The 13660-nt window shown below is 42.4% G+C and carries 10 protein-coding genes and 1 riboswitch; of the genes, 2 read left to right on the forward strand and 8 right to left on the reverse strand.

What is annotated here, in order from left to right:
• Window positions 1–198: 198 nt before the first annotated feature.
• Window positions 199–1128: a nuclease-related domain-containing protein gene (locus MLE13_RS03055; RefSeq protein WP_240747989.1), complete on the forward strand. Its 930-nt coding sequence runs from the start codon at window positions 199–201 to the stop codon at window positions 1126–1128.
• Window positions 1129–2409: 1281 nt separating this feature from the next.
• Here the strand turns inward: MLE13_RS03055 and MLE13_RS03060 are convergent.
• The 6 genes from MLE13_RS03060 to MLE13_RS03085 all read right to left on the reverse strand — a co-directional run bounded on the left by MLE13_RS03060 (window position 2410) and on the right by MLE13_RS03085 (window position 10463).
• Window positions 2410–3621, reverse strand: a complete 1212-nt coding sequence (locus MLE13_RS03060) for a NupC/NupG family nucleoside CNT transporter (RefSeq protein ID WP_240747990.1) — start codon at window positions 3619–3621, stop codon at window positions 2410–2412.
• Between the two features lie 261 nt (window positions 3622–3882).
• Window positions 3883–6930 carry an efflux RND transporter permease subunit gene (locus tag MLE13_RS03065; RefSeq protein WP_240747991.1) on the reverse strand — a complete coding sequence of 1016 codons (3048 nt, stop codon included), beginning with the start codon at window positions 6928–6930 and terminating at the stop codon, window positions 3883–3885.
• Between the two features lie 100 nt (window positions 6931–7030).
• The gene (locus MLE13_RS03070; protein WP_240747992.1) at window positions 7031–7276 is read right to left on the reverse strand and encodes a hypothetical protein; all 246 of its coding nucleotides are present in this window, start codon (window positions 7274–7276) and stop codon (window positions 7031–7033) included.
• A 371-nt stretch (window positions 7277–7647) separates the two neighbouring features.
• Window positions 7648–8814: a TraB/GumN family protein gene (locus tag MLE13_RS03075; RefSeq protein ID WP_240747993.1), complete on the reverse strand. Its 1167-nt coding sequence runs from the start codon at window positions 8812–8814 to the stop codon at window positions 7648–7650.
• Window positions 8815–8947: 133 nt separating this feature from the next.
• Window positions 8948–9793 carry a KPN_02809 family neutral zinc metallopeptidase gene (gene ypfJ / locus MLE13_RS03080; protein WP_240747994.1) on the reverse strand — a complete coding sequence of 282 codons (846 nt, stop codon included), beginning with the start codon at window positions 9791–9793 and terminating at the stop codon, window positions 8948–8950.
• 58 nt (window positions 9794–9851) lie between these two features.
• Entirely contained in the window at window positions 9852–10463 is a 612-nt protein-coding gene (locus tag MLE13_RS03085; RefSeq protein ID WP_240747995.1) for an SAM-dependent methyltransferase, read from the reverse strand.
• A 106-nt stretch (window positions 10464–10569) separates the two neighbouring features.
• Window positions 10570–10748, forward strand: a riboswitch (Lysine riboswitch).
• 128 nt (window positions 10749–10876) lie between these two features.
• Between MLE13_RS03085 and dapA the strand changes: the two genes are divergently transcribed.
• Window positions 10877–11767: a 4-hydroxy-tetrahydrodipicolinate synthase gene (dapA, locus tag MLE13_RS03090; RefSeq protein WP_240747996.1), complete on the forward strand. Its 891-nt coding sequence runs from the start codon at window positions 10877–10879 to the stop codon at window positions 11765–11767.
• 51 nt (window positions 11768–11818) lie between these two features.
• On the opposite strand, the gene MLE13_RS03095 is transcribed toward dapA, so the two are convergent.
• Both MLE13_RS03095 and MLE13_RS03100 read right to left on the reverse strand, forming a co-directional pair.
• Complete coding sequence (locus MLE13_RS03095) at window positions 11819–12757, reverse strand: GGDEF domain-containing protein (RefSeq protein ID WP_240747997.1); 939 nt, start codon at window positions 12755–12757, stop codon at window positions 11819–11821.
• Window positions 12758–12768: 11 nt separating this feature from the next.
• A complete protein-coding gene (locus MLE13_RS03100) occupies window positions 12769–13569 on the reverse strand; it encodes an alpha/beta fold hydrolase (protein ID WP_240747998.1) in 801 nt (266 codons plus the stop codon).
• Window positions 13570–13660 lie beyond the last annotated feature (91 nt).

Raw genomic sequence — 13660 nt, forward strand, 5'->3', positions numbered from 1 at the left:
TCGTGCGTATTTCTCGCGGGCCGCGCGTATTTTCCGGGAAACGTGCATAAGAGCAAGTCGTTTGGTTTTGTCGCTTTTCGCTAGCGAAAAGCCGGTAATTAGGGTCTTGAAAATAAGCTTTTGCAGGACCGATGAGAATGCTATAATTCTAGTAATTCACACAAAGGAGGAATTCATATAACAAAAACAATTGGTTTATTGTCACAAGCAGAAGCTTTAGCACTATTGCTCACTAGGCTCAGCCCTCAACACCCACAGCGACAGTTTCTTGAGCAACAACTCTCCTGGACGACCGCTGGCAAACGTGGCGAAGAACGTATCAGAAGAAAATTTAACGAGTTTTATATGGAGGAAGATTTCCGTATTTTATGGGATGTAAATTTGAAAATCGGTACTTGGTCTGTGCAAATGGACGGGCTCCTGCTTACTGAAAAAGGAGCAATTATTATCGAGTCCAAAAACATTAGTGGACAGCTACATTTCGATGAAAAGACGGGCGAATTTTCTCGCGTTAATTTAGCAGGCGAGCGCTCCGTTATGGAAAACCCGAAAATCCAACTGAGGAAACACATTCGCTTCCTCACACATTATTTTAAAATGAAAAAAATTAATTTACCGATTTCTGGACTGATCGTCTTTACTGCGAAAGATTGCGAATTTATTTCCAAGCCGCAAGGCGTTTATGTATGCAAAACCTATCAAATGATTGAATACTTGCTAAGAATTCTGCAGGCTTTCCCCCTTGAAGCCGAAAATTGCAAACTGGCGAAAATCCAGAAATTGATTTTGACCAATCAAACCCCTTATGAACAACCCCCTTTATGTAGCTACTACTTTATTGACCCCAAAGAACTGCAGTCCGGCGTTCAATGCGATTCCTGTCAGTCTCTCGGCATGCTAAGACTGAATAAAAACTGGATGTGTAAAAATTGCGGTTTTCGAAATCCTTCAGCTCATCTTTTGGCAATCCAAGAATACTTCAGTTTTGTTGAAACCACTATTACCAATCAAAAATTTCGCGAGTTTTGCGGATTTGAATCTAGATCCGTAGCTACGAGGATGCTAAGTCAGCTCGATTTAAATAGAGTGGGAGAATCAAAAGCTCGCTCTTATCACTTGCGTAAATAAAATGTAAGCCTCTCACTCAAGTGAGAGGCTTTTTTGCGTTTCGCGGACCCGTTCGCGCGTATTTTTTGTGGAGCGCGCATAAGCGTCTCGCCACCGCGCGCAAGCTTTTTCCTGCGTGCATATCCGCTCCTGGACCGCGCGTATTTCTCTAGAACCATTCATAAGCCTCCGCTCACCGCGCATATGACGCTTCCAAGACCTCCCACTCTCCCCACGCCAAAACCAAAACACGAATGCCCCGCTTTTCGCGAGCGAAAAGCACTAAAACCCACACATCGTCGCCACTCGCTACGCTCTACGTAGAAAGAAATGTTTCTCCCTAACCCGTTCGCGCGTATTTTCTGTGGAACGCGCATAAGCGTCTCGCCACCGCGCGCAATTTTTTTCCTGCGCGCATATCCGCTCCTGGACCGCGCGTATTTCTCAAGAACCGTGCATAAGCCTCCGTTCTCCGCGCATATGACGCCTCCAAGACCTCCCACTCTCGCCACATCAAAACCAAAAGCACGAATGCCCCGCTTTTCGCGAGCGAAAAGCACTAAAACCCACACATCGTCGCCACTCGCTACGCTCTACGTAGAAAGAAATTCTTGTCCCGAACCCGTTCGCGCGTATTTTTTGTGGAGCGCGCATAAGCGTCTCGCCACCGCGCGCAAGTTTTTTCCTGCGCGCGTATCCTCTCCGGGAGCGTGCATATTTCTCAAGAACCGTGCATAAGCCTCTGCTCACCGCGCATATGACGCTTCCAAGACCTCCCACTCTCCCCACGCCAAAACCAAAAACACGAATGCCCCGCTTTTCGCGAGCGAAAAGCACTAAAACCCACACATCGTCGCCACTCGCTACGCTCTACGTAGAAAGAAATTCTTGTCCCGAACCCGTACGCGCGTATTTTCTGTGGAACGCGCATAAGCGTCTCGCCACCGCGCGCAAGTTTTTTCCTGCGCGCATATCTTCTCCCGGACCGCGCGTATTTCTCTAGAACCATTCATAAGCCTCCGCTCACCGCGCATATGACGCCCCCAAGACTACCCACTCTCCCCACGTCAAAACCAAAAACACGAATGCCCCGCTTTTCGCGAGCGAAAAGCACTAAAACCTACGCGTCGTCGCCACTCGCTACGCTCTACGTAGAAAGAAATTTTTCTCCCTAACCCGTACGCGCGTATTTTCTGCGGAATGCGCGTACGCGAGCGCACACCGCGCATACCTAGCCACTCACCCTGCCGAAAACAAAAAAAGACCTGCAATTTCTGCAGGTCTCACATTATAGTTAATTTCTTACACGAACATTCCTGCAATAGCAGCACTCAATAACGAAGCGAGCATACCTGCTGCAACGGCACGAATGCCGAGACGCGCAATGTCAGGGCGGCGTTCTGGCGCAATTGCACCAAGTCCACCAAGTAAAATAGCTAAAGAACTTAAGTTTGCGAATCCACAAAGTGCAAAGCTAATTACAATTACAGTTTTAGGAGACAAGTTTTCAATTTCTGGAGCAAACGCTGTGTACGCTACAAATTCGTTAAGCACTAATTTTTGCCCGATAAAGCTACCAGCTTGTACAGCTTCAGCCCATGGCACACCAATTGCCCATGCAAGTGGCGCGAAAACAACGCCTAAAATGCTTTCGATAGTCAAGCCACCGAAGCCGAACCAGTTGCCGATGCCACCAAGCATACCATTTAACAAAGCGATTAATGCGATAAATGCCAATAGCATCGCACCAACGTTTAATGCCAATTGAAGACCATCAGATGCACCACGTGCTGCCGCATCGACAACGTTAACTGAAGTTTGATCTTTTTCCATAACAAAGTCTTTTTCTACGACTTCTTCTGTTTCGGGGATCATCATTTTTGCCATGATTAAACCAGCTGGTGCAGCCATAAAGCTTGCAGCCAATAGGTATTCAAGCGGCACGCCAAGAAGAGCATATCCTGCCAAAGTTGAACCAGCTACTGAAGCAAGTCCACCAGTCATAACTGCGAATAATTCCGACTTCGTCATGCCCGCGATAAACGGACGGATAACAAGCGGTGCTTCTGTTTGTCCAACGAAAATATTCGCCGCTGCTGAAATCGACTCCGCTTTACTTGTTCCTAGAAGTTTTGATAAAGCTCCTCCAAGAATCTTAATAACAATTTGCATAAGGCCTAAATAATAAAGCACTGAAATTAAAGAAGAAAAGAAAATAATAACTGTCAATACTTGAAAAGCAAAGACAAATCCAAAGCCGCCTACATCAGCCGCTGGACCGAATAAGAAAGCAATACCTTCACCTGCATAATCGATTACATTCTGAACAAGATTCGATAGACCTAATAATATTTTTCTCCCGAATTCCCATTCCAATACCATAAATGCAAACGTAATTTGGATAGCTAATCCGCCGAGAATTGTCCGTGGCTTAATAGACTTCTTGCCGCTTGATAACAGAAAGGCGATTCCAAGAACAACGAATACGCCAAAGATGCCCCACAATAAATTCACAACTTCACCTCATTGATATATTTTTATCAGAAAATTAAGCAAATAATTTGTTTAACTCAGCTGTCGTCAGACATCTTACCAAATCTAAAACGAGATGTAAATGGTTATCGTGTGACGAAATGAGAACGCATTCATAAACACGACTTTATACCTTCCAAGTCACTTCACACACCTCCTATCCTCTTCCAATAAAGGTTTTATTGTCCTAGCAATAAAACCTAGAAATAAAAAAGCGCAACCCGAAGGCTGCGCAGTTGATTGTTATGCTGTAACTTTATTTCTGCGGCGATTCATGCGATAAAATACTAAGTAAAGCGCTGGAATCATCACTAATGTAAACAAGCTTGAGAACGTCAGTCCTGCGATGATAGTAATCGCCAATGGTTCAAATAACGGATCCCCTGACAATGCAATTGGTACAAGGGCAATAATCGATGTAATCGTTGTTAACAGAATGGGTTTGATTCGGGCGTAGCCTGATTCGATAATGGCTTCCTTAATATCAAGTTCTCCTGACAGACGACGAACTTCTACAAAGTCGATTAATACGACCGCATTTCGGACTACAATACCTGTCAGTGAAACAATTCCCATCACTCCTAGGAAACTTAATGGTGTTTGCGTTAAGAACAAGCCAAGAATAGCACCGGAAATACCTAAGTAAACAGCAATTAGTACTAAGAACGGCAAGCTGAACGATTTAAACTGGAATGCGATAACTAAATACACCAGTAAAATAACAACTAAGAACAAAACACCAATTTCAGCAAAGAAAGCTTCTTGGTCAGAGTTTTCTCCACCCGTTGATAATTCATAGCCTTCTGACAATGATTCGCGCTCTGTATCAACGACATCTAACATTTTGTTTTCGAAGTCGGCCACGCCACCAAATGCGCGAAGGGTAATTGAACGATCCCCTTCTTTATGTGGCACTTGTGCTATTTTTGTAGTGTCCTCTGCTGTTAACAATTCATTCATTGGTACAAATGCCGGTGGTCCTTGTTCACTAAGTGCCGGAACTTCAAATTGAGACAAATCAATTGGCTGTCCTTCATCAATTCCGGATTGCTTCAAGAACACTTGATACGGCATTTGACCTTCATAAATGGTGTATAGAGGCACCCCTTGTGTCAAAAGCTGAAGTTGATTCGTGACTAGACTTAGCGCAATTTTGTTTTCTTGTAATGCATCTTGGTTTGGTACATATTCAATTGCTGGAACCGGATCGCCTAAATTATCCGTAACAATCGTTGCACCGCTCGCAAGCATTTGCTCTTTTAGTTGATCACGAATAGACGCTAATTCTTCGATATCTTCGCCTTTAATATCGACTGTAACTGGAGCTCCTACAGGTGGACCTTGAACAATCGTATCCAAGAAAATTTCAGCTTCTGGGAAACGATCACGTAACTCGGGCTGCCATTTTTCGATAAAATCAGCAGACGTTGTTTGGTCACGGTCAATTCGGAATACCACTTGACCCGTATTGCCGCCTGTATTGTTCATTGAAGAGGCAAACAAGTTCGGTAAACCTTCGCCTGAGAAAATAGAAATTTCCGCGACATTGTCATCTTCAGACTCGACTTCCTCTGTTAAGTTCGTAAGAAATTCATCGGTATCTTCAATCGTTGTGCCTTCTGCAAGGCGGACATTCATGGTCACTTCTTCACGGTCAGCTGCTGGGAAAAATTCAAACGGCGTAAAGAGCGCGAGTGACAATAATCCCGTCGCTATTAACAAACCGCCGCCCCCAACAATTATTGGACGTTTTAATACACCACGTAAAACTTTATTAGAATAAAACAATGCAAGTTTCTCGAGTGGTTTTCCTAAAAACCCAGGAGTTTCGGATACTTTGTTTGCTTTCCGTTTTGTTTTTAAATATTGCATCATTGGTACAAGTGTAATCGATAGTATCGTTGATGCGATGATCGTTGTGATTAAAATACTTGGCAAGGCTTTGATAAAAGCCCCATTGCCACCGGACAATAGCAATAATGGTGTAAATGTAACGACAATCGCCAAACTAGAAGCAATAATTGACGGATAAACTTCGCGGACGCCAGTAATCGCGCCATTAAGTGCGGAATCTCCTAATTTATAACGTCGCTGAATATTGTCATTTACGACAATACTGTCATCGACTAAAATCCCGATTGCAATAATAAGGCCGATCACTGAAATTTGGTTTAAATCGACACCCAACCACGGAATCGGAATCATCCCAATTAACACAGAAGCCAGTACCGTTAACGCAACCGCAAACGATCCAAATAACGTCAACCCTGCTGTTGTGACGATCAATACAGCAAGTACGGCAATTGCCAATGAAACATACAGACTGTCAAAGATTTCATTGACACTTTCTGCTTGAGATACGTATTTTTCAGCTTGAACGCCCGCCGGCAAATCTGTTGTAAATTCTTCAATGATACTAGACACTTTTTTATCAACTGCAGGAACATCTTGTTCTGTCTGTAAAAAGACCGTGTATGAAATGGCGATTTCACCTTCAAATGTCACAATATCTTTTGTTTGTTGATCAACTATTTCAATCGTTGCAACATCTGCCAGTGGAACTGCGGCTGCGCCGACTTGTAATTCTTTAAGTTTCTCAATGCCTTGCTCTTGTTGCACAGTTAAGCTTATTTGCTCGTTGCCGTTATCATGTGTACCAAGAGACAATGGCTGATTTGCTTGTTGAAGCGATTCGAGCACTTCAAATGGCTGAAGCTGATTGGCTGCCAGTTCTTCACTGTTCAACTCGATTAACACTTCTTGTGAATTCAACCCTTTAACAGTTGTGCCAGCAACGCCAGAAACGGCCTCTACCTTTTTAGATAAAGCTGACAAAGCTTCTTCCATATTTGCCAACTCTTCTTCATCTCCGTAAAACATATACGAGACTAAAGGAGAAGTGAAGCTCAGTTTTTCAACGGTTGGTTCTTGCGCGTTATCGGGAAACCCCGAAGCAGCAATACTCGCTTGCTGTTGAAGGCTATTAACCAATTCATCCGGATTTTCTCCATCCTCTATTTCTAATGTAATAATAGAAGCAGAATTAGAAGAAATCGATTGCAACGAGGCAATACCATCCACTTTTTGAATTTCACGCTCGAGTGGGTTCGTAATAGAAGTTTCAACTTCCTCAGGTCCCGCACCTGGCAAAATTGTTGATATTAATACGAGGCTTGACGGTGTTTCTGGAATTTCACGTTGTGGCAACGTAACAAAAACATACGCGCCAACAATCGACAGAATTAAAATTAAAAATATGAATAACTTGCTGCGATCTAATATGTATTTCATTATTCCGCCTCCTTCACCTTTTGTATAATTATTGTATAACTATAAAATTTAAAACACTAGTAAAAAGCTCGAAAAAAACCAGATGGATAATCCATCTGGTTTACAAGCTTGGCATCTGCTGCTGTTTCATCCAATATGCGGCGACAAATAACAACAGCGGTAGCAAAATAGACATTCGGAACCAAATGCCTTCTCCACCCCAAAATATGAGCGCCATTGGGGGCAAAAGCGCAATTCCGCTCCAAGCTAGCGCTTTCCATGATCGTTTCCATAGACCGATAATCGCCAATATAATTGACCCAATCACCAGAGACCACAGCAAAATTCCAACCAGAAAAAAGCTCACTTTAACGCGCCTCCGTTCATCATCTTTCTTACTTAATCTATACCCGATTTTCAAAATAAACATACGTTACAGCAAAAAAAGACAGCCTCTTTAAAGAGTTTGGAATAAGTTAATAACCTACAATACTTCATGCAAAGCAGATACTTTTACTACCTAAAACAAATTAACTGTCTATGTATTTGGAGAAGCGTTTGCTCGACTCCTGTGGGAATAGCGGGCTTGAGAGACCCCGCAGAGAGCGTCAGCGAACGAGGAGGCTCGATGTCCGCCCCACGGAAAGCGAGCGATAAGCTTCGGAAAACACGGTTATTTAAGACCTTCTCGTCAGCCTAAAAAAAGACAGCCTTTTTGGCTGCCTTCTAAATTAAATTTTATAGGTTTTGGAAAAACAAACGAATAACATCTAAGCCACCGATAACGTTACCAGCTGCCGTACCTAAATTGGTCAACACGACAACCAATAAGACACGCGTCACTTTATTGTCCCAAAATCCTTTGAGAGTAAAAACGTCTTTCGACAATGTTTGGAAATCCCCAACGTTCGGGCGACGAACATAGGCTTGTGCCAGCCCGGAAAACCAGCCAGCAGCCAAAAGCGGATGCAAGGCACCAATCGGCCCGCCAACAAACGCTGTTAAAATCGCCAATGGATGACCAAAAGCAATCGTCGCTCCAATTGCGCCGAGACATGCTGTCCACAAAATCCAGCTAACTGTTTGGTCAATTCCTGCTGCAGGGTTGTTCATGAATGTAATAGCGATCATTGCAACTAACGCCAATGGAATCGCCCAGCCGATAATTTTTGGCCATTTCGATTTTGGTGGAACTTTTGATAATTCTTCTAAATCGTGATTGTTATGAACTTCTTTGATGATTCCTGGAATATGAGCGGCACCAAGAACAGCGACGACTTTTTTACCAGGAGCTTCTTTTATTTTTTGGGCCAAATACTGATCACGCTCATCAATAAGCGGCGTTTTCAATTTCGGAAAAGCTTGTGTAAAGTCATCCATCACAGCGTTCAACGTATCTTGTGACTTCATCTTTTCCAAGTCTTCTTCTGAAATGGTCTCTTTGCTAAAAATGCTGAAAAATACAGACGTCAGAAGTTGTGCTTTTCCCATAAAGCCGATATTGCCCCAAATGCGTGAAAACGTCACTTGAATATTGCGATCCGCTAATACAAGTTCTGCTCCAGCTTCTTTAGCAGAGGCAATTCCTTGAATCATTTCTTGTCCAGGCTTAATACCAAACTGATCGGCTAGTCGATTTTGAAATGAAGAAATGGCCAAGTTCATTAATAATAAACTCGCTTTTTTGTCTTTAATGACTTTAAAAATATCGGTTTCTTTCCATTTGCTATCTTGCGTTACCGATTCATAGCGTTGTGCATCTAATTCGATACAAACCGAATCAGGCTGTTCTGCTTCAATAACTGCCTTCACCTGCTCAGCACTTGCTTTAGATACATGTGCCGTACCGATTAAGATCAATTCTTTTTCGCCGTATTCTATGCGTGTGATATTATCCTCAACCATACTGTACTTCCTTCATAGAACTATATTTCTTCTCATCTCAGATGAAAAGACTGTCTATTCTTTATAATGAATTAGAATAGCAAAAATATCAATGCTGCACCCTTCCCATTAATAGAGAAAAAGCAGAAAAAGGTCACAAATCAGTCGCATTGAACGTATCGCCATCTTTTAAATTACCGGATTGAAACCCTTTTTTAAACCAGCGCTGACGTTGTTCTGAACTGCCGTGCGTAAAACTTTCAGGAACGACATACCCACGCGCACGTTGTTGAATGGTATCGTCTCCTACAGCACTTGCCGCCGTTAACGCTTCTTGTAAGTCACCTTCTTCTAAATATCCCATGCCTTGTGCGTGATGAGCCCAAACACCTGATAAATAATCTGCTTGAAGTTCTAAACGAACCTGCACTTTATTGTATTCTTCTTCACTTAATTCATTGCGCAGTGGTTGCACTTGTTCCATCACTCCAAGTAAGTTTTGAACATGATGACCGACTTCATGTGCCACTACATAAGCCATCGCAAAATCTCCAGGCGCTTTGAACTGAGTTTGTAATTCATTGTAGAAGCTTAAATCGATATAAAGTTTATAGTCACCTGGACAATAAAAAGGTCCAACTGATGCTCCCGCTGTTCCACAAGCCGATTCAACACTGCCTGTATACAGGACGAGTGTCGGTTCTACGTACTCCATGCCTTCTTCTGCAAAAACTTCTGTCCATACTTCTTCCGTATCTGCAAGAACGACCGAGACAAATTCAGCCAACTCTTCTTCTTCAGGCGTTGCTTCGTAAGGCTGATTGGAAGTGGTTCCTGTCGATCCACCTAATTGATCCAGGATAACACCCGGATCGCCTCCTAAAAAAGCGACGAGTAGGACGATCAAAAGGCCTCCGATGCCACCTCCGGCCACAATCGCACCACCTTTACCTCTTCGATCTTCAACATTTCTACTGGCTTTTCTACCTTTCCAATCCATAAGGGTCCCTCGTTTCACAATGGTTTTATAGTTAAGCATACCCATTTCCACTATTGTTTTAATCCATCTTAGGTAGCCGATAAATTAAAAAGCGTTCACGTGGATCTTTATGAAAATCAGGCAATGGAATTTCTTTTACTAATTGAAAAGCCGTGCTCATCTCTAAGTAATCGCCATACTCTTGTGAGCCAAAAAATAAAATCACATCAATTGTTCGCGGAGTTTTTTCAGCCGAGCGCATCACTTGATTGAGAAAAGCGATAAACACTTGCACTGAAAAAGGATTAAAGAAATAAAATTTATTGTCTTGGTCTGCGACTTGATAGTCTTGCGCCAAACAATTATAGAAGCTAATGCTCGACTCAGCGTCTTCGTGCTGCCCAAGATATCTTTTTTTATTTTCAAGAGCTTCAGCGTAAAATAAGGGATTCATCTCAATCCCTGCACTTTTCGCACCGAAGAAATGATGAACATAAAAGTTTAAGCGTCCCTTGCCACATCCAACATCCACAAGTTGATCTTCTGGAATCACAGGATAATGCTCGAACAAGGTATCGAGTAAATCATATGGAGTTGGCTCGTAACGATTGTGGTGCAAAGAATCGGTCAACCCTTGTTGGTGTCCCACAGTTACAATGTTTAGTTGGCTATCATATGCTTGCTCGTCCATCCTGAATCACTTCCTTCCCTATAAAATTTTACGTTTTTCATCTTGCAATTAACAAATATATTTGTTATAGTACAGCTAATTCAATATTTCTTGCTCCATTTTTATGGAGTAGGATAGAGGCGCAAAAACCATCAGTACGCAAAAAGAGGACGATGAGGTCCATTGACGTTTGCCGAAAGGGGGATTTGCCGAAGTGACGGAAAGCTCATATTTCCGTGCGCTGGGTCTGTATTTAACAAATGCAGGACTGTCATATAGGAAACTATATGGAGGGCTATCTGATGCACAGGAACGAATGGTAAACATTGTTTCTACTGCAGCAACAGGACCCCCCTGTTGCTGCTTTTTTGTTTATTCCTGACTGGCCCCTCACCTCTAAGCTACGAAAAAAATTAGAAAAGGGTGTGTTGTTTATGAATTTCGGCCAAATTATTACAGCAATGGTAACACCGTTCGACCAACAAGGAGAAATCGATTTCCCAGCAACCAAAAAATTAATCGAGCATTTAATCGCGAACGGCTCTGACGGACTTGTCGTCGCAGGTACAACAGGTGAATCACCTACCTTATCAATTGAGGAAAAAGTAGAGTTATTCCAATTTACCGTAAACACAGTCGCGGGTCGAATTCCGGTTATTGCAGGAACGGGATCGAATAATACGCGTGCTTCTATTTCATTGACGCAACAAGCAGAAGAAGTTGGTATTGACGGCGTTATGCTTGTAACGCCATATTACAATAAACCTTCACAAGAAGGCATGTTCCAACATTTCCAAGCGATTGCCGAGTCTACGAATTTGCCTGTGATGCTTTATAACATTCCTGGTCGCAGCGTAGTTAATTTGTCTCCTGAGACAATCATTCGCTTATCCCAAATTAGCAATATTGTTTCCGTTAAAGAAGCGAGTGGCGATTTAGACGCAGCTGCTGAAATTATCGAAAATACGCCTGACTCATTTACTGTATACAGCGGTGATGACAGCTTAACACTGCCAATGCTATCAATTGGTGGCACTGGAATTGTTTCGGTTTCTGCGCACATTATTGGCAATGATATGCAAGACATGATTACGAGCTTTAAAACAGGTGATGTAAAAACAGCAGCAGCTATTCATAGACGTTTAGTACCAACGATGAAAGCATTGTTTGCTGCGCCAAATCCGACGCCAGTTAAAGCAGCTCTTAACATCACGGGCGTTCAAGTAGGTGGCGTTCGATTGCCGATGATTCCATTAACAGAAGAAGAAACATTGACGTTACGTGCATCTTTACCAGATTTGCATTCAGAAGCTGTAACAAACTAAAGTCGAAAAAACGCTGAAGTCTACAAACTTCAGCGTTTTTTTTGATTCGATTTATATTAGTCCGTAAGCACAATTTCTCCCACCAGCTTTTGCTTTATAAAGGTAGCTGTCTGCCCGTGACAACCAGCTGCTTATTTCATCGCCAGGCATATATACCGCGACGCCAATACTGACAGTAACCGGTACATTTATCCAGTTAGCAGACTCCATGTATTTGCATATGGCATTGCCTTTAGCCAAACCTTCTTTAGCCCCAACGTCAGGCATAATGATGACAAACTCTTCTCCACCAAAACGTGTCACAATGCCAGTTGATCCGACGACTTCTTCCAAACGTCTCGCTAACTCTTTTAATACTGCATCCCCTATATGATGGCCATGTGTATCATTGACTCGTTTAAAATGATCGATATCTAAAATGAGAACAGTCACTTCACGCCCTTTTTCTGCCTGTACTAAAAAATGGGTTAGTCGTTCTTCAAGATAGCGACGGTTTTTGGAACCAGTGAGTGAATCTGTGATGGCTAATTGTTGAAGCTCTAAGTTTAAAGCTAGCAACTCTTGCTGTTTGTTTTCGACTTCATTCATTAAAGTTTGTAACTTTTCATAAGCGTCAGCTGTCTCACTATTAATTTTTTCGGCAGTGCGCTTAGCCAGTAGCAATTCCTTTTCATACTCTCCGCGAACACTCATTTGTATCACAGCACATTCATAAAATCCGTCGCGCTCTACTACATTCATTAATGCCGGCATAGATCCTGTTGTACTTTTCAATGTTAAAAACATCTCGTTGACAGTTCCGTGCATTTTAATAGAAGGAGTAAAGTAAGTCTGAAAATACATCCGTGATGCGATGGTCTGCAACTCATGAATATGTTGCGGATTTTCTACACCTGTTAAGTTCCGCAATGTGCTATTGATTTCAACTATACGTAAGTCCCCGTCCAGAACTAAATATCCACAAGGTGCTCTATCAAGTTGCTGTTCCATTGTCCTCACTCCTACTCTGCCAAGTACCCCTTGATGCATGCCACGGTCTCCTCAACATCGCTTAAATGTGGGTTATGTCCCACTGCTTCCATTATTACCAATTTACTGCCGGCGATTTTTTCGTGAATGTAGGTCCCAATTTCTAACGGTACAATCGCATCAAATTTCGGTTGAAGAATTAAAGTTGGGACTGTTACTTTATCCAATTGATCCCGAAGGTCTGAAGTAAATGTCACTTCAGCAAATTGTCTTGCAATCATTGGGTCATTTGAGCATAATATCTCCTCAAAATTTTCTGCTAGTTGAGGTCGTTCTTCATTTAGCATTACTACAGGAGCCAAATATTTTGCCCACTCTTTGTAATTTATCTCCATCATATCCAATAACTCATCTATGTCCGATCGCTCAAATCCGCCATTATAGCCAGGTTCGTTCATATAATAAGGCGACGGACCAATCATAATCATTTTTTCCATCAACTCAGGTTGTTCAATCGTTGCTAGTAGCCCAATCATCGAACTAACAGAATGCCCAACGAAAATCAGCCCTTCTAGCTCGAGTGCAGCGCAAACTTCCAATAAATCTTGTTTGTAACCATCTAACGTTCTGTAACGTTCTTGTGAGTATGCTGATTTATCACTATTTCCTGATCCAACATAGTCAAAAGTAACGACTCGATAATTCGCTTGAAATTCCATAATGGTATTATTCCAAACTTGCTGATCACACCCAAATCCATGACCAAATACTAACGTTTTTTCTCCTTGCCCAGTCACTCGTACATTGTTACGCTTTAAAATATCCATTTTCACTGTTGCTCCGCCTCTTGTTTGCTTCTCATGAGGAGAATAAATTAGATTACAAAAAAGTTAAATATACCTAATCATAGCATCAATAAATGGA

It is taken from the genome of Planococcus halocryophilus (genome assembly GCF_022489025.1).
Lineage (GTDB): Bacteria > Bacillota > Bacilli > Bacillales_A > Planococcaceae > Planococcus > Planococcus halocryophilus_A.

What these genes read in the sequence shown, in the direction of transcription:
- MLE13_RS03065 (WP_240747991.1), bottom strand. Translation starts at nt 6,930, where the DNA reads ATGAAATACATATTAGATCGCAGCAAGTTATTCATATTTTTAATTTTA.
- MLE13_RS03075 (WP_240747993.1), bottom strand. Translation starts at nt 8,814, where the DNA reads ATGGTTGAGGATAATATCACACGCATAGAATACGGCGAAAAAGAATTG.
- ypfJ (WP_240747994.1), bottom strand. Translation starts at nt 9,793, where the DNA reads ATGGATTGGAAAGGTAGAAAAGCCAGTAGAAATGTTGAAGATCGAAGA.
- MLE13_RS03085 (WP_240747995.1), bottom strand. Translation starts at nt 10,463, where the DNA reads ATGGACGAGCAAGCATATGATAGCCAACTAAACATTGTAACTGTGGGA.
- dapA (WP_240747996.1), top strand. Translation starts at nt 10,877, where the DNA reads ATGAATTTCGGCCAAATTATTACAGCAATGGTAACACCGTTCGACCAA.
- MLE13_RS03095 (WP_240747997.1), bottom strand. Translation starts at nt 12,757, where the DNA reads ATGGAACAGCAACTTGATAGAGCACCTTGTGGATATTTAGTTCTGGAC.